Annotated in this window: 19 protein-coding genes and 1 pseudogene; 9 read left to right on the plus strand and 11 right to left on the minus strand. The window is 70.2% G+C overall.

The window, feature by feature from the left end; translation table 11 throughout:
* Positions 1–13: 13 nt before the first annotated feature.
* Positions 14–571, plus strand: coding sequence for a Rieske (2Fe-2S) protein (locus ACV7JO_RS12915; RefSeq protein WP_470353817.1), 558 nt, complete (start codon positions 14–16; stop codon positions 569–571).
* A gap of 1 nt (position 572) precedes the next feature.
* Here the strand turns inward: ACV7JO_RS12915 and ACV7JO_RS12920 are convergent, their stop codons facing one another.
* The 4 genes from ACV7JO_RS12920 to lrp form a co-directional block, all read right to left on the minus strand.
* On the minus strand, positions 573–1,964 hold the full coding sequence (locus ACV7JO_RS12920; protein WP_470353818.1) for a protein kinase domain-containing protein: 1,392 nt from the start codon (positions 1,962–1,964) through the stop codon (positions 573–575).
* A gap of 107 nt (positions 1,965–2,071) precedes the next feature.
* Positions 2,072–3,559 (minus strand): MATE family efflux transporter, encoded by a 1,488-nt coding sequence (locus tag ACV7JO_RS12925; protein ID WP_470353819.1) that lies wholly within the window; start codon positions 3,557–3,559, stop codon positions 2,072–2,074.
* The gene (locus tag ACV7JO_RS12930) at positions 3,556–4,152 is read right to left on the minus strand and encodes a TetR/AcrR family transcriptional regulator (protein WP_470353820.1); all 597 of its coding nucleotides are present in this window, start codon (positions 4,150–4,152) and stop codon (positions 3,556–3,558) included. Before ACV7JO_RS12930 ends, ACV7JO_RS12925 begins: the two co-directional genes overlap by 4 nt.
* A 72-nt stretch (positions 4,153–4,224) precedes the next feature.
* The gene (lrp, locus tag ACV7JO_RS12935) at positions 4,225–4,680 is read right to left on the minus strand and encodes an HTH-type transcriptional regulator Lrp (RefSeq protein ID WP_470353821.1); all 456 of its coding nucleotides are present in this window, start codon (positions 4,678–4,680) and stop codon (positions 4,225–4,227) included.
* 126 nt (positions 4,681–4,806) lie between these two features.
* Here lrp and glnA point away from each other — a divergent pair, with 126 nt between their 5' ends.
* Positions 4,807–6,165, plus strand: a complete 1,359-nt coding sequence (gene glnA, locus ACV7JO_RS12940) for a type I glutamate--ammonia ligase (protein ID WP_470353822.1) — start codon at positions 4,807–4,809, stop codon at positions 6,163–6,165.
* Positions 6,166–6,169: 4 nt separating this feature from the next.
* On the opposite strand, the gene ACV7JO_RS12945 is transcribed toward glnA, so the two are convergent.
* Positions 6,170–7,066, minus strand: coding sequence for a phosphatase PAP2 family protein (locus ACV7JO_RS12945; RefSeq protein WP_470353823.1), 897 nt, complete (start codon positions 7,064–7,066; stop codon positions 6,170–6,172).
* Entirely contained in the window at positions 7,063–8,295 is a 1,233-nt protein-coding gene (locus ACV7JO_RS12950; RefSeq protein WP_470353824.1) for a YihY/virulence factor BrkB family protein, read from the minus strand. The genes ACV7JO_RS12945 and ACV7JO_RS12950 overlap by 4 nt, the downstream gene beginning before the upstream one ends.
* Before the next feature lie 121 nt (positions 8,296–8,416).
* Between ACV7JO_RS12950 and ACV7JO_RS12955 the strand changes: the two genes are divergently transcribed.
* A complete protein-coding gene (locus ACV7JO_RS12955; protein ID WP_470353825.1) occupies positions 8,417–8,836 on the plus strand; it encodes a hypothetical protein in 420 nt (139 codons plus the stop codon).
* Between the two features lie 82 nt (positions 8,837–8,918).
* On the opposite strand, the gene ACV7JO_RS12960 is transcribed toward ACV7JO_RS12955, so the two are convergent.
* Positions 8,919–10,022, minus strand: coding sequence for a tRNA (guanine(26)-N(2))-dimethyltransferase (locus tag ACV7JO_RS12960; RefSeq protein ID WP_470353826.1), 1,104 nt, complete (start codon positions 10,020–10,022; stop codon positions 8,919–8,921).
* A gap of 131 nt (positions 10,023–10,153) precedes the next feature.
* On the opposite strand from ACV7JO_RS12960, the gene ACV7JO_RS12965 reads away from it, so the two are divergent.
* A complete protein-coding gene (locus ACV7JO_RS12965; RefSeq protein WP_470353827.1) occupies positions 10,154–10,501 on the plus strand; it encodes a hypothetical protein in 348 nt (115 codons plus the stop codon).
* Between the two features lie 3 nt (positions 10,502–10,504).
* Here ACV7JO_RS12965 and hisH read toward each other — a convergent pair whose 3' ends face one another.
* Both hisH and ACV7JO_RS12975 read right to left on the minus strand, forming a co-directional pair.
* Positions 10,505–11,152, minus strand: a complete 648-nt coding sequence (hisH, locus tag ACV7JO_RS12970) for an imidazole glycerol phosphate synthase subunit HisH (RefSeq protein WP_470353828.1) — start codon at positions 11,150–11,152, stop codon at positions 10,505–10,507.
* 140 nt (positions 11,153–11,292) lie between these two features.
* Complete coding sequence (locus ACV7JO_RS12975) at positions 11,293–12,501, minus strand: MFS transporter (protein ID WP_470353829.1); 1,209 nt, start codon at positions 12,499–12,501, stop codon at positions 11,293–11,295.
* Between the two features lie 61 nt (positions 12,502–12,562).
* On the opposite strand from ACV7JO_RS12975, the gene ACV7JO_RS12980 reads away from it, so the two are divergent.
* Positions 12,563–13,627, plus strand: coding sequence for a TrmB family transcriptional regulator (locus tag ACV7JO_RS12980; protein ID WP_470353830.1), 1,065 nt, complete (start codon positions 12,563–12,565; stop codon positions 13,625–13,627).
* A 43-nt stretch (positions 13,628–13,670) separates the two neighbouring features.
* Here ACV7JO_RS12980 and hisA read toward each other — a convergent pair whose 3' ends face one another.
* Positions 13,671–14,402 (minus strand): 1-(5-phosphoribosyl)-5-[(5-phosphoribosylamino)methylideneamino]imidazole-4-carboxamide isomerase, encoded by a 732-nt coding sequence (gene hisA, locus ACV7JO_RS12985; RefSeq protein ID WP_470353831.1) that lies wholly within the window; start codon positions 14,400–14,402, stop codon positions 13,671–13,673.
* 85 nt (positions 14,403–14,487) lie between these two features.
* Here hisA and ACV7JO_RS12990 point away from each other — a divergent pair, with 85 nt between their 5' ends.
* From ACV7JO_RS12990 to fer, 4 genes are all read left to right on the plus strand, one after another.
* Positions 14,488–15,126, plus strand: coding sequence for a hypothetical protein (locus ACV7JO_RS12990; protein WP_470353832.1), 639 nt, complete (start codon positions 14,488–14,490; stop codon positions 15,124–15,126).
* Positions 15,127–15,184: 58 nt separating this feature from the next.
* Positions 15,185–16,354, plus strand: a complete 1,170-nt coding sequence (locus tag ACV7JO_RS12995; protein ID WP_470353833.1) for an inorganic phosphate transporter — start codon at positions 15,185–15,187, stop codon at positions 16,352–16,354.
* A 320-nt stretch (positions 16,355–16,674) separates the two neighbouring features.
* Entirely contained in the window at positions 16,675–17,877 is a 1,203-nt protein-coding gene (locus ACV7JO_RS13000; protein WP_470353834.1) for an inorganic phosphate transporter, read from the plus strand.
* Positions 17,878–17,958: 81 nt separating this feature from the next.
* Positions 17,959–18,348 carry a ferredoxin Fer gene (fer, locus tag ACV7JO_RS13005; RefSeq protein ID WP_470353835.1) on the plus strand — a complete coding sequence of 130 codons (390 nt, stop codon included), beginning with the start codon at positions 17,959–17,961 and terminating at the stop codon, positions 18,346–18,348.
* Between the two features lie 355 nt (positions 18,349–18,703).
* Here fer and ACV7JO_RS13010 read toward each other — a convergent pair.
* Positions 18,704–20,086 (minus strand): annotated as a pseudogene (locus ACV7JO_RS13010) (ATP-binding protein); the annotation flags it as partial.
* Positions 20,087–20,441: the final 355 nt, after the last annotated feature.

Genomic DNA, 20,441 nt, shown 5'->3' on the forward strand with positions numbered 1-20,441 from the left:
CGACCCGCCGGATATGACCGACGACGTGAAGGTGACCGTCGAACACGACGGCGACGCCGAGGTCGTGCGCGTCCGGGACCGGGCCGGGGCGGTCGAGGCCGGCGGCGCGACCGTGCGCTTCTCGTTCGGTTCGGGAAGCGACGGGAGCGCGGAGGACGAGGAACCGGCCGACGGGGGCGACGAGAGCGGCGGGACGGCGGGCGACGACGGGGACGCGGACCCGCGCCGCATCGCCGACCTGTCGGCGGTTCCGCGGGACAGCACGCTGCGGTTCAGGGCCGCGGACGGCCGCCGGAGCGTCGACTGCATCCTCCACCGGACGGGCGACGCCGTCGCCGCGTGGCGCAACTCCTGTCCGCACCGCCCCGAAGTGCCACTGGACACCGGCCGGGGAGCCATCGTCTCGGGCGACCAGTTGGTGTGTCACAAGCACGGCGCGCGCTTCGAGCGCGAGAACGGGGTCTGCACCGCGGGGCCGTGCGCCGGCGACGCCCTCGACGGCGTCTCGGTGACGGTCCGGGACGGGGCGGTGTATCTCACCGACGACCGGTTCGAGGAGGCGCGGCGGTAGCTCAGTCGAGGGACTGCGCCAGCCGCCAGCAGTCCCGCCGGACGGCGGCGGCCGTCTCGTAGCGGGTGAGCTTTTCCGGCGCGATGGCCTTTGCGACCACCTCGTCGACGGCGTCGGGGAGGTCCGGCACCGCATCGGTGGGCCGGGGAACGCCGCCGTCGACGACGGCCTCGCGGACGGTCTCGTAACGGCCCGCGTAGGGCGGTCGACCGGTCAGCAGGCGGTGACAGAGCGCGCCCAGTCCGTACACGTCGGTGGCGGCGTCGACGCCGCCGAAGTCCCGGGAGAAGTACTCCGGGGCGGCGTAGCGGGGGTCGAGGAACTCCGAGGGCGGGAAGTGGTCGCGGACGGCGTGCATCAGGCCGACGTTGTCGAGCCGAGGGGCGGGCAGTCCCTCCAGCGAACTCGACGGGTAGACGACAGTCTCGGGGTCGAGGCCGCCGTGGACGACGCCGTTGTTGTGGCAGTGGGCGACGGCCCCGGCGAGGTGGGCGGTCTCCCGGAGCGCGCGCCGGACCCCGACGCGGCCGCGGTCGGCCAGCGTCCCGTCGAGGTAGGGGGCGGCGACCCACGGCCGCGGGTAGTCGCCCCAGTCGTGGGTCGTCACGACGCCGTCGTGGTCGGCGACGGCGTCCCACTGGGCCAGCGACTCGGCGAGTTCGGCGGCGAACTCCCGGCGGCTCGCGGCGCTCTCGGGCAGGTCGAACAGGCGGAGGGCGACGCCCAGTTCCGTCCCGTCGAGGGTCGCCCGGGTCCGCAGCACCGAGCCGTAGCGGACCGCCTGTTCGGGCTCGACCACGTCGATGCTCTCGAAGGTCCCCAGCAGGCTGATGGCGCGAAACGCCCGGGACTGCTCGGCGCGCTCGATGCGGTCCCGGCGGTCCATCGCCGCGGGGTCGCCGCGGTGTTCGCGCTCGGCGGCGCGGTCGGCGTCGGCGGGCCGGTCGTCTGTCTCGCCGGCGCGCTGGACCACGTCGGGGCCGGGGTCGGTCGGGGCGTCGGTGTCGACCACCCGCCGGACCGCGCCGGCGAGGTCGGTCCCGCCGTCGGGCCGCTGCGCGAAGGCCCACCCGTCGGCCTCGGCGACGGCCGCGCGGACCCGGCGGCCGGCGTCGGCGGCGTCGAGCGCTTCGCGGACCGCGTCGGGGTGTTCCCGCGTGAGTTCGGCCAGCGTCCGAACGAGGGCGCGGCGGTCGTCGGCGTCGGGCAGACGCCCGAGGAGGCGGGCGGCCAGCGGTTGTGCGACCGCCGGGTCGGCCTCGGCGAGCAGGCAGAGCGCGCGGGCGGCCTCGCGGTCGCTCCCGGCCGCCAAGGCGTCGAGCAGCGGCCCACCGAACACCGAGAGGAGGCCCTCGGCGTCGTCGCGCTCGCCGGTCCGCGCCCCGGTACTCATCACCCGTTGGGTGCGGCCCCACACCCAAGAACCTACGTCAGACGGCCGTCACACGGCCGAGCGGGGCGGGTCGGCGCGCCGAGACACCGTGACGGCGAGCCGCGTCGTCAGTCGTCGGCGACGGTCGGGCCGGAGTCGGACCGCGGGTCGGCGTCGCGCCACGTCCCCCGGAGGAACCAGACGGCGGCGATGACCGCCGCGAGGACGTTCGAGACGCCGAAGGCGAGCCAGATGCCCTGCTCGGCCATCGAGGCCGCGAAGGCGTCGACGACGGTCGGACCGAGCCACGCCGGGACGGCGACCGGACGGGAGGCGACCCACGCGACCGGGAGGCGGATGACGCCGAGCATGGTCACCGCCAGCGCCGCCGCGGTCAGGGTCTTGCCGGCCCCGCGAAAGCCCCCGGAGTAGGCGCGGACGATGCCGATGAAGCCGAAGGTGGGGGCGACCCACTGGAGGAACTCCGCGCCGATACGGACGACCTCCGGGTCGTCGCTGAAGACGCTGACGACCGTGGGGGCGGCAAAGAGCGTGACCGCGCCAAGCGCCGTCAGCAGGACGAACGACACCTTCGCGGCGAAGTGGTTGGCCGTCGCCGCCCGGTCGGGTCGGTCCGCGCCGAGGTTCTGCCCGGTCATCGTCTCGACGCCGCGGTCCATGGCGATAGCGGGCATGAACACCAGCGAGAAGACGCGGACGCCGACGCCGAAGGCGGCGACGACGGTCACGGAGAACGTGCCGACGATGAACAGCATGGCGTTGACCGACAGCGCCCGGCCGGTCCCCTCGACGGAGGCCGGGACGCCGAGCCGGACGAGTTTCCGGAGGTACTCGGGGTCGGGCAGCATGTCGCCGGGCCGGACGCGGATGCCCCGCGTCCCCGAGAGCATGATGGCGAGGCCGACGACCAGCGCCACGGCGCGCGAGAAGATGGTGGCGATGGCGGCCCCGGTGATGCCCAGTTCCGGGAACGGGCCCCAGCCGAAGATGAGAAACGGGTCCAAGGCGATGTTGAGGACGACGGTGCCGAACATCACGAGCATCGGCGTGACGGTGTCGCCGGCCCCGCGCATCAGCGAGATGAACACGAAGAAACCGAACATGGCGAACAGGCCCAGCGAGACGACCTGCAGGTAGCCGGTCGCGCCCGGCAGGACCTGCTGGGAGGCCCCCAACAGCGCGAGGAAGTCCTCGACGAAGAAGAAGCCGGTCACGCCCAGCAGGAGCGAGGCGATGACGGCGAAGGTGACCGTCTGGGAGGCGGCGTACTCCGCCTGTCGCTCCTCGTCGGCCCCGGTGTGTTGGGCCACGAGGACGCTGCCCGCGACGGAGATGCCCATCCCCAGCGAGATGAGCAGGAATATCATCGGGAAGGCAAAGGAGATGGCCGCGAGCGCCGTCGTGGAGTACTGCCCGAGCCAGAAGGTGTCGGCGAGGTTGTACGCGACCTGCAGGAGGTTGGTCACGACGATGGGCATCGAGAGGAACAGCAGCGGCTTCCCGATGTCGCCGCCGGTGAGGTCCAGCTCCTCCTGACTCTTGAACAGGCTCCCGACGCGCCGGACCGCCCGGGCCGCCCGCTCGCGCAGCGTCACGCCTCGACCTCCCGTGGCTCGGCGAGGACGTGCGTCTCGACGTACTCGCGGAGCATCCGGCGGGTACACTCGACGGACCGCCCGACGGTGACCCGCTCGGTCGCGGCCCCGGTCAGGACGGTGACCACGAACCGCGCGGTGTCCTCGGCGTCCATCGCCGGGTCGAACTGCCCCGACTCGATGCCGTCTTCCAGCACCGCGGCCAGTTCGTCGACGAGGAAGCCGTCGAAGCGGGTCAGCCGCTCGCGGAAGCCGGGTTCATAGGGCCCCTGCGCGCGGATTTCGAGGAGCGCGGTCCCGAAGGCCTCGGTGTCGTCGCCGGGTTTGTCGAGCACCGCGTCGACGAACGCGTCGAGGCGCTGGGCGGGGTCGTCGCCGTCGGGGTCGCCGACGCGGTCGGTGAACCGCTCGTAGAGGTAGTCGAGGAACGCACAGAGGAGGTCGTGCTTGCTGTCGTAGTGGTAGTGCAGCGCCGCCTTGCTCCGCTCGGACTCGGCCGCGATGTCCTGCATCGTCAGGTCGGCGTAACCGTGGGTACACAGCGCGCGGTAGGTCGCGCCCATGATGTCCTCGGCGGTGTCGCCGTCAGTCATTGACTGAACTAACTGACCGGTCAGTCAAGTAGTCGTCGGTTCGGCGCGGCGGCGGCGACGGGACCGCGAGAACTACTCGACGTCGAGGTCGAACTGGGCGTGTTCGCTGGCGGCGTTGAGCACGACCGAGGTGTTGGACTCCTTGATTTCGGGGTCGGTCAGCAGCTCCTTTATCTGGGCGTTCATCCCGTCTGTGTCGGAGAACTTCCCGATGGCGATGATGTCGTAGTCGCCGGTGACCTCGTAGACGGATATCATCTGCTTGTGCTCGCGGAGGTCGTCGGTCACCTCGGGGAGCGAGGACCCCTCTACCTTCAGTTGGATGACCGCTGTCACGTCGTAGCCGAGCTTGTCGTAGTCGACTTTCGGCGTGTAGCCGTCGATGATGCCGTCGTCCTCGAGGTCCGAGAGGTGGTTCGAGACTGTCGTGACGGAGACGTCGAGGTCCTCGCCGAGACTCCGTAGACTGGCGCGTCCGTCGTCCAGAAGCGCGTTTATCAACTTGCGGTCGAGATTTTCGTACGTCATTACATCCGACCACGCCACCCAACCATTAGAATTTTACGAATGTCCAAATGCCATCACTGAGTCCGGAATCTTTGCGCAAATCAGCAGGATTTTAGTAGTAGCGCCGTTCCTCTCCGGTGTCCAAAGATGACAAGCGAACTCTCAGACGAAGCGCAAGCAGTCGTCGACGAGATAGACGAGAAAGACGTCGACTTCCTGCGGCTTCAGTTCACAGACATCCTCGGTACCGTCAAGAACGTCTCCGTGCCGGCCGACCAGGCCGAGAAGGCGTTCACCGAAGGCATCTACTTCGACGGCTCGTCCATCGACGGCTTCGTCCGCATTCAGGAGTCGGACATGCGCCTCGTCCCGGACCCGTCGACGTTCGCCGTCCTCCCGTGGCGGAGCCGCGACGACATCGAGGGCGGCAACAGCGCCCGCCTCATCTGTGACGTTCACGACACCTCGACGGGCGAGCCGTTCGCCGGCGACCCCCGTGGCGTCCTGCAGGACGCGCTCGACCGCGCCGACGAACTGGGCTACACCGTCAACGCGGCCCCCGAGCCGGAGTTCTTCCTCTTCGAGGAGGACGAGGACGGCCGCGCGACGACCCAGACCAACGACGCCGGCGGCTACTTCGACCTCGCGCCGAAGGACCTCGCCTCCGACGTGCGCCGTGACATCATCTACGGGCTGGAGGACATGGGCTTCGACATCGAGGCCTCCCACCACGAGGTCGCACAGGGCCAACACGAGATCAACTTCGAGTACGACGACGCCCTGTCGACGGCCGACAACGTCGCCACCTTCCGGTCGGTCGTCCGCGCCATCGCGGCCGAACACGACCTGCACGCGACGTTCATGCCCAAACCCATCCCGCGTATCAACGGCTCCGGGATGCACACCCACATCTCGCTGTTCCAGGACGGCGAGAACGCGTTCCACGACGAGAGCGACGAGTTCGACCTCTCGGAGACGGCCCACAGCTTCATCGCGGGCATCCTCGAACACGCCCCCGCGCTCGCGGCCGTCACGAACCCGACCGTGAACTCCTACAAGCGCCTCGTCCCCGGCTACGAGGCCCCGGTCTACGTCGCGTGGTCCGACCGGAACCGCTCGGCGCTCATCCGCAAGCCCGCCGCGCGCATCCCGGCCGCCAGCCGCATCGAGGCCCGCTTCCCCGACCCCTCGTGTAACCCCTATCTCGCGCTCGCCGCGCTCATCCACGCCGGCCTCGACGGCATCGAGAACGACCTCGACTGCCCCGACCCGGTCCGCGAGAACATCTACGAGTTCGACGAGGAGAAGCGCGAGGAGTACGGCATCGACACGCTGCCGACGAACCTCGGCGAGGCCATCGACGAACTCGAAGAGGACGAGGTCGTCCTCGACGCGCTCGGCCCGCACATCTCCGAGAAGTTCGTCGAGGCCAAGACCGAGGAGTTCAAAGACTACCTCGTCGACGTCTCCCAGTGGGAACTGGACCGCTACCTCGAGAAGTTCTGAGGCCTCACCCGCCGACTTTTTTCGCCGCGCGCTCGCCCAGAAGCGGCAGCGCCAGCAACAGCGCCGTCCCGCCGCCGGCCAGCCCCACCACGACGAGCGGGTCGTCGGTCGCGACGAGCGCGACCGCCGCCGCGGCGAGGACCGTCACCGTCCCCAGCGCCACGGTCGCGGCCGCGCCGCGTCGCGTCGGCTCGGGCGGGGACGGGACGAGCGTCGCCCCGACGACGCCCCCGAGACTCATCCCGACGGCCGCGGCCGCGTCCCGCGAGGGGCCGGCAACCGCCAGCCCGACTACCGCGACGGCGGCGGCGAGAGCGAACACCCGTCGGGGCGTCCGCAGGCCCGCGAGCGCGAGCCACAGCGTCGCCCCGGCGACGGCGAACCCGGCGAGTACGTCGGGGAGGTAGTGGACGCCGAGGACGAGCCGCGAGAGGCCGACCAGTAGCGTGACGGCGGCCGCGACGGCCACGCGGTGCCGGCGGGTGCCGACCCGGAGCGCCCACGCGAACCCGCCCCAGACCAGCAGCGCCGTCGTGGCGTGACCACTGGGGAAGCCGTAGCCGTCGCCGGTCGCCATCGAGACGTACGCCCCGCGCAGCGCCGCCGGGACGAGGTCGGCGTGGGCGGCCGTCCCCGCGCCGGCCGGCCGCGGGAAGGCGAACACCGCCTTCAGCGAGACGGTGAGCGCGACGGCCGCGGCCAGCAGGGCCACGACGACGGCCGCCCGGTCCCGGGTCAGGTCCGCGCCGAGCCGCGGGGTCCGCGGACCGACCCAGTAGGCCAGCGCCGCCGCGGTGAAGGTGAACCAGAAGTCGCCCAGTTGCGTGAGAAGTGCGAACAGGACCACGACCGCGCCGGGCAGGTCCGACAGCACCGCCCCGATACCGACACCGCGGGTCATCCGCGCCAGTCACGAATCCGGTCCAGCAGGCGACCGGGGAGACCGGTGACAGTGAGCGTCAGCCCGGTCACGAGCATCACCGCGTACAGCCCGAGCGTCGACAGCCAGACGACGACCATCGCCAGCACGGCCCACGGGCCGTTCAGGTAGTAGAAGGCCCCGAGCGTCATCAGCGTCCCGTACAGGAGGACGACGTAAGGCCCCCAGCCGCGGGCGTGGCCGCGGCGTTGACGGCGTCGGACGTACTGCCGGAGGTCCTGCTCGACCTCGTCGCGGTGGAGCGTCCGCCCCTCGACGTCGTCGCGGAACGACTCGAACTCCTGGCGAAGCGCTTCGAGTTCCTCCTCGGACAGGTCGGCCGCCGTCGTCTCACCGCCCGGTCCGTCGGGCGGCGTCTCCGCTGCGTCCTCGCTCATCGCTTGCCCGGAGGGTCGGCGCGGCCCCTGTTGTAGTTGCCGGTCCGGGACGCCCGAGAGCGCCGCGTTCAGCGCCGCCCCGAGCAGGAGCAGTTGGCCGGCCAGATAGAACCACGTCACCAACAGGAGGACGCCGCCGACGACGCCGTAGAGCCGGTAGCTGTCGGCGGCGGCCGCGTAGACCCCGAAGGCCGTCCCCAGCAGCGCCCAACCGACGGCGGCGAAGACGGCACCGGGCAGGGCCGCCCGCAACGAGACGGGCTGGTCGGGGAAGAGGCAGTACAGCGGCAGGAAGGCGACGGTCAAGACGGGAACGAGCACGACGCCGCTCAGCGCGACGCGGACGCCCAACAGCGCGCCCAGCGTCGCGGCGAGGCCCAGTCCCGCGAGCGCCAGCCCGATGCCGGCAAGCGCCGAGGCGGCGTCGACGAGTTGGTCGACCAGCGAGTCGGGCCCGGCGGTACCGTACACCCGCGAGAACGCGAGGTCGAGCCCGCGGAACACCTTCAGCGCCCCCCAGAGCATGACGGCGAGGCCGAACACCGTCGCCCCGCCCCGGCCGGCGGCGCTCGTCAGAGCGTCTTCCAGCACCGCCGCGGCGGCCGGCGTGAGGACGGTGCTGGCCGACCCAACCACGCGCTCGGCAAAGGCCTCGCCGCCGACGAGCGAGCCCACGACCAGCGCCAGCAGCGAGAGGGGCAACACGGAGACGAACATGTAGTACGCGAGGCTGGCGGCCAGAAACGACACCTGTTCAGTCCGAGCCGTCCGGACCAGTTCGCGGGCGACGGCGATAGCGCGCGCTCGGTCCACGGCGGGAACTGCGTCCGGCGGGGGGAATAGGCTGTCGCCCGCCGCGTAGCGGGCGTCGACTCACCGTCCCGGCCGGGGCCGTGGCGACAGGCTAATGGCCGGCCGCGCCGACCGGGGGCACATGGAGACGGAAGTCGCCGTCCGGCGTGGCACGATGCAGGTGACGGCGCTGTTGCTCGTCGCCAGCGGCCTGCTGGTCGGCCTCGGCGTCGGGGGCGTCGGAGCCTCGCTGCCGCTCGTGGCCGCGCTGGTCGCACTCGCCGGACTGCTCTATCGGACCCGCCCCTCGGAGGGCGCGGTCGGCCGCGTCGCCGGCGTCGATGTCGACCACGTCCTCGACTCGCTGTGGCTCGCCGTCCTGCTCGCGGTCGCCCCGCTCGTGGTCGAACTCGGCGCGTCGCCCGACGAGGTGCAGGCCCTCGGGGGCCTGTTAGGGCTGGCCGGGATGGCGAACTACTTCCTGCGGCCGCTGTACTTTTTGGGCTACGACCTGCTGCGGACCGTCGTCGGCGCGGGCCGGGACCGGCCCGACCACCGCTGAGAGAGCGGCAGCTGGGCCGTCGCCGGCCGCGGAGCCGTCGACGGCTCCCCGGCCACGGAATCGACGCCGGCCCCGCGTGCCGTCACTCCGCGGTCGCCTCGCGGGCCGCGACGACGTCGGCGTCGGTCTTGAACGTCGTCCCGCCGTAGTGGGTCCGCGAGGCCTCGTAGCCGGCCGCTCGGAGCTTTTCGAGGAAGTCGTCCATCGACTCCGCCCCGCGGCCCCAGCGCTTGCAGAGGCGGTGCTGGTCGTAGTGGGTCGGCGTGTCCAGTTCGGCTTCGAGCGTCGAGAGCAGGTCGCGGGCCTTCTGGGCGGTCCCCATGTCGTCGGTGACCCGCTCGCGTACGGCGGCGGCGAACTCCGGGTCACAGGTCCGGCCGAGCCATATCGGGCCGGCGGTCTGGAGGTGCTCCGCACAGACGGGACAGGCCTCGGGCGGGTCCGCGATGAGGCCGCGCTCGTGGCTCCGCCAGAGACAGCGCTGGCAGTGGTGGACGTGGCCCAGCGCGTCGATACAGTCGTTGGCGACCCGCGCGCCGCGGTCGAACGTCAAGTAGGTCCGGGCGTAGTGTTTCGTCGCGTGGCTCAGTATCGGCCGGGCGGCCACGTCGTAGCGGGCGGCAGTCCGGACCATCGCCGACAGCAGGACCCGCATCCCCATCTCGGCGTGGAACTCGGTGTTGCGCGGGACCGCCCCGTAGGTCCGGACGCCGCTCTCGAAGTGCGCGCCACACAGCGGCGCGGTGTCGGTGGCCGTGACACAGAGCAGGTCGCGGGTGCCCCGCACGGCCGCGTCGGCGAACGGAATCGGCGAGCCGAAGGGGTCCACGTCGACCACGTCGAAGGCGTCGCTGTGCATGACGACGTTGGCGTCGGCCCGCCGGACCGCCGCCGCGAGGCCGTTGCGTTCGAGGTTGCGCTCACACAGCGCCGTCGCCTCGTCGTCGATGTCACACAGCGTCGCCTCCCACCCGTCGGCCGCGGCCCGCACCCCGCGGACGCCGCTTGCCGCCGTCGCGTCGAGGTACGACTCCGCCCGTGGCTCGCGCTCCCGGTAGGCCCGTAGCGCCGCGACGGTGATGTCGCGGTTCAGCTCCTGTACGGGGTTGAAAAAGACGTTCTCGCCTTTCCCCGCGTCGGCCTGCTCGGGCACCTCGACGGTCACCTGCCCCTCGCTGACGCGCATACCCGACGGTTCGCGTGGCGGCCCGTAAGTCGTTCGAAGCACGCGGTGGCGGCCGCGGACGACGGCGGGCCGCCGAACGCCGGCGACCCGGGAGGCGACGCTGTTTAGTCGGGGGTGTCCGTAGCCGGCGTGTGAGCGCGGTCGACGAGTGGCGGGCGATGCTCGCCGAGGCGGGTACGCTGACCCCCGACGCAGTCGACCGTATCGTCGACGCCCACGGCGACCGGGGACAGAAGGCCATCGAGGCCGTCGGCGAGAGCCGGGTCAAGCGCTACCGGGACTTCGTGGTCGTCGTCGGCTACGACGACGAGTACATCGTCGAGGACGACGGCTGTACCTGCGCCGACGCGGAGTACAACCTCGACAGCGACGACCCCGACCAACTGTGCTGGCACGCCATCGCCGTCCACGTCGCCGAGGCCGTCGACGCCGTCGACGACCACGACATGTGGTACTCGGACGTGCGGGACTTCCTCTAGGGGTTACCGGTCGAGACAGTAGTCGACGAAGTTACGCAGAATCCGCAGCCCCGTCTCGCCGGACTTCTCGGGGTGGAACTGGGTCCCGAAGACGTTGCCCCGGTCGTTGGCGACGACGGAGGCGAAGTCGGTCCCGTAGTCGGTGGTGGCGACGACGCTGTCCTCGTCTTCGGGGACGGCGTAGTAGGAGTGGACGAAGTAGGCGTACTGGCCGTCGACGCCCTCGACGAGCGGGTGGTCGCGGCGCACGTCGAGTTCGTTCCAGCCCATGTGGGGCACCGTCTGGTCCGCGTCGAAGCGGACGTTCGTGCCGGGGACGAGGTCCAACCCTTCGGCGTCGCCCTCGCCGGCGTGGTCGGCCTCCTCGCTGGTGGTCAGGAGCATCTGCATCCCGAGACAGATGCCGAAAAGCGGCGTGCCGGCGTCGGCCTGTTCGAGCAGGGCCTCCCGGTAGGGGCCGGCGTTGTCCATCCCCTCGGCGAAGGCCCCGACGCCGGGAAGGACGATGCCGTCGGCCCGCCCGAACTCGGCGGGGTCGTCCGAGAGCGCCACGTCCGCGCCGGCCCGTTCGAGGCCGCGGGTCACGCTGCGGAGGTTCCCCAGACCGTAGTCGACGACGACCACCTCGGCGGTCGTCTGGCGTACACTCATACGCGCGGCTACGCCGAGGCGAGGTAAGTGGCTTCCTGTTCGGTCAGGTTTGGCCGGGGCCGGCGGCGTCCGGTCGGGACAGACCCGTCAGCGGGGGCTGCGCCGTCCCGCCACGGGTACCGGCCCGACGGGACGCGCGGTCAGTCTCGGGTCGGGCCAGCGACGAAGCGGGCGGCGAGGACGACGGCGAACAGCGCGACCAGCGGGACCGCGAGGAGGCGCATGGCCCGGGTGATGCCGGCACCGCCGACGACGAACCCCATCGCCACGGGGACGAGCGCGAGGCCGGTCGAGGACGTGACCGAGGCGGTGGCGTTGACCGGCGCGCTGTGTTCGGGCACGTCCTCGGTCGCGTAGGCCAGCAGCGTCGGGTACAGCCCCGACAGCGACAGTCCGACGCCGAAGACGCCGACGAGGAGCCAGTACCCGCTCGCGAGGAAGAAGGTGAACGCGAACGCCGGGAGGCCGAGCGCCACCAAGGCGACGGCCAGACGGACGTAGCCGACGCGCTCGGCGAGCCAGCCAGAGAGGAACCGGCCGGGGATGTACGCCACCAGCAGGACGCTCAGCGAGACGGTCGCCAGCCCGTCGGGGAGTCGGCCGCCGGCGTAGGTGGTGAGCCACGTGAACAGCCCGCCCTCGATGCCGGCCGAGAGAAAGAGGCCGACGGCCATCGCGACGACGGCCGGCCGTCGGACGAGACGGCGCAGTTCGGCGAAGTCGAGGGGGTCGTCGCCGCCGTCGGTGTCGGGCGCGGGCAGCCGCCAGAGGAGCGCGACCAGCGGGACGAACGCCAGCGCGAGGGCGGCGTAGGCGTACCGCCAGTTCCCGGCGGCGATGGCACCGGCGACCAGTATCGGGCCGAGGGTCGCGCCGACGGCCCACATCATGTCGTAGTAGCTGAACAGCCGGCCCCGCTGGCCGGGATAGAGGTGGCTCAACAGCGGCCGGTCGCTCCCGCGGCCGACACCGGTGAACACGCCGCGGCCCACCAGCGCGGTCAGGTACAACGGAAAGGTCGGGGCCGCCCCCATCAGGGCGAACCCGACGCCGGTGCCGCCGACGCCGACCAGCAGGAGCCGGCGGGTGTCGAATCGCTCGCCGACCGCGCCGACGGCGGCTACCAGCGCGACGAAGCCGACGGTGCCGGCCGGCGAGACGAGGCCCAGTTGCCACGCCGGCGCGCCGAAGGTCGTCCGGAGTTCGGGAATGACCGCGCCCCGCATCTGGAGGCCGGCCCCGACCAGCGCGATGTAGCAAAACACCGCTACAGTCCACCGACGGCGGCGGGTTCCCTCGGCGTCCGTCTCCGCTGTCCGGGGCTCGGTCGGAGCCGCCCGCTCTCCCATACCCCCACCGTCGCCGCCCCGGTGGAAAAATATTTTGTATATAGTCGTACAAACCTCTCTCATGTCGGGGAGACGGCTCCGGGCCCACCTCGAAGCGTTCGGGCTCTCGGAGAAGGAACGCGACACCTATCTGGCCGTGTTGCGGGCCGGCGCGGCGACGACGGGGGAGGTATCGAACGCGGCCGACGTGTCACAGGGGTACGTCTACGACCTCGCGGCGTCGCTGGCCGACCGAGGGCTGGTGACGGTCGACGAGTCGGCGAGTCCGGCGGTCGTCCGGGCGCGCCCGCCGGAGGAGGCACTGGGCGCGCTCTCGACGCGGCTCGACGAGATGGGCGAGGCGATGACGGACCTGTATGCGGCACCGGCCGACGACGGGCCGGCCGTCGAGGTGGTCCACTCGCGGGCGACGGTGCGAAAGCGCATCGAGCGGGCGCTGGCCGACGCCGACGCGGAGGCGTTCCTCGTCCTCCCGACCCCGGAGGCCGACCGGCTGCGCGACGCCCTCGCCGCCGCGCGCGAGCGGGGCGTGTTCGTCTACCTCCTGCTGGTCGCGCCCGTCGACGAGGCCGACGGGACCGACTGGGCGGCCGCGGCCGACGTGGTCCGGCGGTGGGACGCCACGCCGCCGGTGCAGGTCGTCGTCGACGAGCGACGGGGCGTGATGGGCGCTCACGGCGTCCTCGCGGGCCGTCACGGCGAGGAGTCGGCGCTGTCGTTCACCCAGCGCGAGGTGGCGAGTGGCTTCTTCGGCAACGCCGTCGCCAACTACTGGCCGATGGGCGAGACGGTCCACGTCGCGGACCCGCGGCCGCTGCCGGCGTCCTACGACCACCTCCGGACGGCCGTCACGGACGCGGCGCTGCACCGGGCGGCCGGGCGGGACCTGCTGGCCGACGTGACCCTCGAAGCCGTCGAGACGGGCGAGCGCCGGACCTACGAGCGCGCACCGGTCGTCGCCGTCCGGCAGCACCTCGTCGGCGACCCCAGCAACGACTTCCCGATGGAGAACAGCCTCGTCGTCGAGACGCCCAACGGCCGCGTCGCCGCGGGCAACGTCGGCGGCGGCATCCGTCCGTTCTACGAGGGGTTCGGCGCGCGGTCGGTGCGGCTGTACGAGGGGTAGCGCGGTGGCGACTGCCACACCCGTCCAGCGCTGCGACGACCCGTCACCCGTCCAGCGCGGCGGCGGCCTCGGCCAGCGTGAACCGCCCCTCGTAGAGCGCGCTGCCGACGACGACGGCCGCCGCGCCGGCCGCCCGCAGCGCCACCACGTCGTCGACGGTGGCGACGCCGCCGCTTGCGACGACCGGCACGTCCACGCTGTCGACGACGCGGCGGACGGGGTCGGTCCGGACCCCCTCTAATTGCCCCTCCACGTCCACGTCGGTAAAGAGGATACCCGCCGCCCCGAGGTCGGCGTAGCGGGCCGCGGCCTCGGCGGGGTCCAGTCCCGTCCCCTCAGTCCATCCCGAGACGACGACCTCGCCCCCTTTCGCGTCGAGGCTGACGAGGACGCTGTCGGGGTGGGTCTCGCTTATCTCGGCGACGACGTCGGGGTCCTCGACCGCGGCGGTGCCGAGGATGACCCGGTCGACGCCGCGGTCCAGCAGCGCGCGGGCGTCCTCGGCCGTGCGGATACCCCCGCCCAGTTGGACGCCCACGCCGTCGCCGACCGCCGAGCGGACGGCGTCGATGGCGTCGGCGTTGGCCCGTTCGCCCTCGAACGCGCCGTCGAGGTCGACGAGGTGTAGCGTCTCCGCGCCGGCGTCGACCCACTTGCGGGCCGCCTCGACGGGGTCGCCGTAGGTCTTACCCGTGCCGCGCTCGCCGCCCACCAACTGTACGACCTGCCCGTCCTGCATGTCGACCGCGGGGACGACCTCGAACTCGGGGAACATACCGGTGGCTGGGCGACGGCCGGCCGAAAGCGTGTCGGTCAGCCGCGGGGTGGGGCTTAAGCCCGCGTAGTGACAACCACGCTGTATGTCCAGTGGTGACAGGTCTCGCTCGTCGCTGGTCCGCTCCCTCGAAACTCTCATGTTCGGCCGGTACCGCCGCCAGTACGGGATCTTCGTCCGCGCGGTCGTCGTCGCCGCCGCGGTACTCGCCGTGGCGTGGGCGCTGGCCACCACCGGTGTCCTCCCGCTCGACGCCGCCGCCACGTCGACGCTGACGACCGCGGCGAGCGTCGCCGTCACCGCGTTCGTCGTCGTCGGCCTGCTCCAGTTTCTGGTGGTCGCGAACGTCCTCGAAGCGACCAACGCCGACGTGGCTGACACCGCCGCCGAACTGGAGGTCGCCGCCGAGCGGTTGGAGACGACCGCCGAGGAACTGGAGACCACCGCCGACGAGGTCGAGGGTGCCGCCGCGACCGTCGACGAGGCCGCCAGCGAGGTCGCGGCGACCGCAGAGACCGTCGAGGCCTCGGCCGACGCCGGCGTCGACGAGCAGGTCAGCGAGACGAAGGCCAAGACCGCCGACGTCAAGGACACGGCCACAGACGCCAAGCGGACCGCGGAGACGGCCGCCGAGCGGGTCGAGGCGGCCAAGGAGACCGCCAGCGAGGTCGAATCGACGGCGGCGAGACGCGCCCGACTCGACGGGGAGGAAGAGGACGCCTGACCGGCGGGGCCGACGCGACGGTCGCCACGTTTTAGCCGGCAACGGGAGTCCTCTCGGTATGGTCGAACTGCTCTTCGTCCTCGGACTCGGCGTCGCGGTGTTCGTCGGGTTCAACATCGGGGGGTCCTCGACGGGCGTCGCCTTCGGCCCCGCCGTCGGGAGCGACACCATCGGGAAAGTGGCCGCGGCGGCGCTGATGACCGTCTTCGCGCTCGTCGGCGGCGCGACGGTCGGGACCGAGGTCATCGAGACGATGGGCGGGCGCATCGTCCCCAGCAGCCAGTTCACGCTCGCCGCGAGCGTCACCGTCCTCTTCTTCGTGGGGTTGGCCCTGTTGGTGTCGAACCTCTTCGGCGTGCCGGCCTCGACGTCGATGACGGCCGTGGGCGCGATAGCGGGGCTGGGCGTCGCCAGCGGCACCATCGACTGGACGGTGATGGGGCGCATCATCTCGTGGTGGCTCGTCGCCCCCATCGTCGCGTTCTGGCTGTCGGCGGTCGTCGGCCGCTACCTGTACCCGCATCTGGCGGCCCGCATCGTCTTCGAGACCGAGGGTCCCGGTACCACCCGCCGCGAGCGGGTCGGACGGGTGCTCGTCGTCGTCATCGGCTGTTACATGGCCTTCTCGGCGGGGGCGAGCAACGCCGCCAACGCCGTCGCGCCGCTGGTGGGCAGCGGTGCGCTCGACCTCTACCCCGGGGTGGCGCTGGCCGGCGTCGCCATCGGGGCCGGCGCGTTCACCATCGCCCGCCGGACCTTGGACACGGTCGGCAACGACCTCACCGAACTCCCCATTCTGGCGGCGCTCATCGTCGAACTCGTGAGCGCGACCATCATCAGCCTGCTGTCGTGGGCCGGCATCCCCGCCAGCCTCGCGGTGTCGGCGACGATGTGCGTCGTCGGACTGGGGTGGGGGCGGGCGACGCGGACGACGACGCTCGCCGACGCCGCCGGCGCGGCCGTCACCGGGGCGACGCCCAGCGCCGACACCGCCGACGGCGGTGGGCTCTCCGTGGACGCGCTCGCGGCCGACCACGAGGCCGCCGTCGAGGCCGCCGACGCCGGTGCCCCGGCCCCGGAGGTGGCCGGTATCGGCGAGGCACAACCCGAGACCACCGCCGCCGACCTGTTCAACCCCGCCGCGACCGGCCGCGTGGTGATGCTGTGGATTCTTACCCCCTCCATCTCGGCGGCGGCCTCGTACCTCGTCTTCCAGTACGTCCTCTAACAGTCGTCATGAATACAGTTTCTTATTCGGTCAGTCTCTGAAACGGCTGCGCAGTGCGTCTGCGTATTGACCACCAGCATCCGCGCGAGCGGAGCGAGTGCGGTTCACCGACGGCGAGGCGGGAGGCCGAGCCGTCGGCCTTTTTCACCCACGTTTTTGCCGGGAGGGTTCCCACAGCGAGCGGAGCGAGCGAGGAAACCCGACCGGGAAAAAGGAGGTCTGTATTTATCAGACAGATGCTAAGGTCCCGTGAACAGAATCGCCGTATTCACAACAACTGCTAACGGCAGCCTTTACCGACCGCCCGCTCTGATGAGTGTATGGTCGAGGTTCTCTTCGCACTCGGGATTCTGGTGGCCGTCTTCGTCGGGTTCAACATCGGGGGGTCCTCGACGGGCGTCGCCTTCGGTCCGGCGGTCGGGTCGAACACGCTCACGAAGTTCTGGGCGGCGGCGCTGATGACCGTCTTCGCACTGGCCGGCGGCCTGCTCGTCGGGCCGGCGGTCGTCCAGAGTCTGGGCAGCGACCTCGTGGGGACCGACTTCTCGCCTCTCATCAGCATCGTCGTCCTCTTTTTCATCGGGACCGCGCTGTTCCTCTCGAACGTCGCCGGCGTGCCCGCCTCCACCTCGATGACGGCCGTGGGGGCCATCGCCGGTCTCGGACTGGCCCGGCAGACGCTCAACGAGGGGCTGATGCTGGAAATCGTCTCGTGGTGGCTCGTCTCGCCGGTCGTGGCCTTCTGGGTCAGCGGCGTCGTCGGCCGGTACTTCTACCCGGCGCTGGTCGAGGGCTTCGCCGTCTCACAGAGCGAGGGCGACCTGCTCGACGTGGACCGCTCCGGGGCGCTCCCCCGTGTCTCGCTGGGAGAAAACACCACGCCCCGGGAGTTCGTCGGCACCGCCGTCGTCGTCGGCATCGGCTGTTACATGGCCTTCTCGGCGGGGGCGAGCAACGTCGCCAACGCCGTCGCGCCGCTGGTGGGCAACGGGTCGCTGGACCTCTACCCGGCCATCCTGCTGGGCGGGGCCGCCATCGGCCTCGGGGCCTTCACCATCGCCCGCCGGACGATGGACACCGTCGGCAACGACCTCACGGACCTCCCGCTGGTCGCGGCCATCGTCGTCGCCACGGTCGCCTCGACCATCGTCACCGCCCTCTCGGCGCTCGGCATCCCCGCGAGCTTCGTCATCATCGCCACGATGAGCATCGTCGGTCTGGGCTGGGGCCGGGCGACCCGGACGACGCGGCTTGCCGAGACGGTACAGGGCGAGGCCCCCGACGTGTCCGTCGGCGCGCTGGCCGCCGACGCGCCCGACGCCCCCACCGTCGGCGGGCAGAAGGGGACACCCTCCGAGACGGACACCGACCCCATCGGTGAGGAGTCCGGCGACGACATCCCGCGGGCGTCGGACCTGTTCGAGCCGGCGACGACGGCTCGGGTCATCTTCCTCCAGAACATCGTCCCCTCGATAGCGACGGTCGCCGCATACCTCGTGTTCCGCTTCCTGCCCGTTTTCTAGGTGCGCCTGTCCCTCACAATCTTACACAGTCTGCGTCTGAAGGGCAAAGTCTAACAAGGCAGCGGTCGAACCCGGCAGGTGATGCCCACGGTAGAGTACCTTAACTACGAAGTAGTGGACGACAACGGCTGGGACATGTACGACGACGACATCTTCGCGGAGGCCGGGGACCTCGACCTCGACGACGAGGACCACGGCTCCCTCGATGTCAACGAAGGCGAGTACATCCTCGAAGCCGCCGAGGCGCAGGGCTACGACTGGCCCTTCTCGTGTCGCGCCGGTGCCTGTGCGAACTGCGCGTCCATCGTCCTCGAGGGCGACATCGACATGGACATGCAGCAGATCCTCAGCGACGAGGAGGTCGAGGACAAGAACGTCCGCCTGACCTGCATCGGTAGTCCCGCCGCCGACGAGGTGAAGATCGTCTACAACGCGAAGCACCTCGACTACCTGCAGAACCGCGTCATCTAAACAACAGCGTTCAACGCTCGTTAAACAGACGCGGCCCCTTCGAGGGGTAGCGACAGTTCAGACCAGCCGTTTCCGGCCTGAACTTGCTCTCTACTAACCGTTTTCTCTTGCAGCGCTAACTGCGTTCAGAACAGATTCGCGTTTTCCGCTTTCGTTCTGACAACGTGGCTGCAAAATAGTCGTACTGATAGCACGCGGGTCGTACTGTCAGTAGGTGTGCGGCCCCGCGCTTTCTCCCGTACTCGTATCGATGATTTCCGTTCAGCCACATCCCTCAGACGACGCTGCGATCGTGTTCTCGCTCGTTCCCCTTTGCCCCTCGCTGCACACGAAGGGAAGCGATTCTTGGGAACAGCTATTCGGACAGGTTCTCAACGACATCGTCAACTGTGAACAGACCGAAATCGTCCCGCTCCTCGGCCGCTTCCTCCACTGAGGATGCGAACCCGCTTCGGCTGAACAGTACGTACTCGTAGTTCACGTCGCTGTCAGCTGGCGACCACGCGATTTCGGGTGCCTCCCGTTCGAGCTGAGCGAGAACGTCGTACCCCGTCGGTTGTTGCTGGAACTTCGCTTCCCCGACCAGTAGCGTGTCGCCGTTCGTCGGGGCCACGATATCGATTTCACGGCCGTCGGTGTCCCACCACCGACCTGGGGATTCCGTGAACGTGTACGCGTCCCCGTACTCGTAGAGAACTGCCCGCTGGCAGAGTCGTTCGAACGACGAACTGACGAAGTCCGGAAGATGCGGTTCGACCAGTTCGTCGTACGCGTCCGCTCCGAACACTTCGTACCGAGACGAACGGCCGTGCACGAAGCGGAACCAGAACGCGAACAGTTGGTCCCTGATTCGATACCGGCTGTTTCGACTCCGGGACGGGTCAACGGTTACTGGGTACTCCTGCTCGATTATCTGGAGTTCCCGCAGGCGGGAGAGGTAGTAACTCGCGCTGTTGGCGTTGATGCCCGCCGCCTGGATGATCTCGTTTCGCTTGTGGTTCCCCTCCGCCATCGCTTTCAGGACGGCGAAATACCGGTCGACCTCGTCCAGTTCCCGGTACAGGACGTCCTCGGGCTCCTCGTGGAGGCCGCCATCCCGGAGCAGCAAGGTCTCCGTGATGTTGCCTTGGAGTGACTGCGTATCGTCCACAGCTCGGAGGTACTCCGGTGTCCCCCCGAACACTCCGTATGCGATCACCTGTTCGGCTGGCGCGTAGTTCGGGAAGAACTCCATCGCGGCCGCGAACGGGAGCGGACCGATTTCGAGTTTCCCGTTCGGCCGTTTCGATATCCGCCCGTACAGCGGTGAACTCCCGTCGAGTGCGATCTTGTGTATCATCCCGATCGCCGAGCCAGTCAACACGAAGGTCGCAGCCGTATCAGCGACTTCGTGGTCCCAGATTCGCTGGATGAGGGAGGGGAGCGCTTCGTTTTCGTCAACGAGATACGGGAACTCGTCGAGGATGACGACCGCGTCCTGCTCAGCGAGGTACGTAAGAACGTTCTCCCAGTCCCGCCGAATTCGATTGACTCCCGGGAACACCGTTGTGGCATCAGCGATGAAGGAGTCGAGTTGTTGGTCCGTCGTCCCGTGTGCAGCCTGATGGTACACCGCGTCGTCACGGTCTTCGATGGATTTGACGACGAGCGCTGTCTTCCCCATCCGCCGACGTCCGTAGACGACGCTCAACTCCGCGGACCCACTCTCGTATAACTCGTGGAGTCTGTCGAGTTCCTGTTCTCAGTTGACGAACGCGGGCATACCTCCGCCTTCGACGCACCAGCACATAAAATGTGCAGATAGCGTAGTCTAAACTATCGTAGTTCAAACTACGGTAGTTGAGGCAACAGTAAACAGACCCGCGTCATCTGAACGGTGACACGCTCGCCAACCGCCCCCTCTCGGGGGTCCGGCTCTCGACGACGGCAGTGGCTCTCCCGTGGAGACGCTACAGTCGCCGTCGCTCTTCTCTCGACTGCGAGACCTCCCCAGCCCGTCGAGCGCGCCGTTCGCCCCGCACTCGCCGCCCGGACGAGCCGACCTGCCGGGGTCTGCGCCCGTTCGGCGGTCGCCCGGCACCCTACGCGGCCCG

This window comes from Haloarcula sp. MBLA0138, assembly GCF_055632455.1.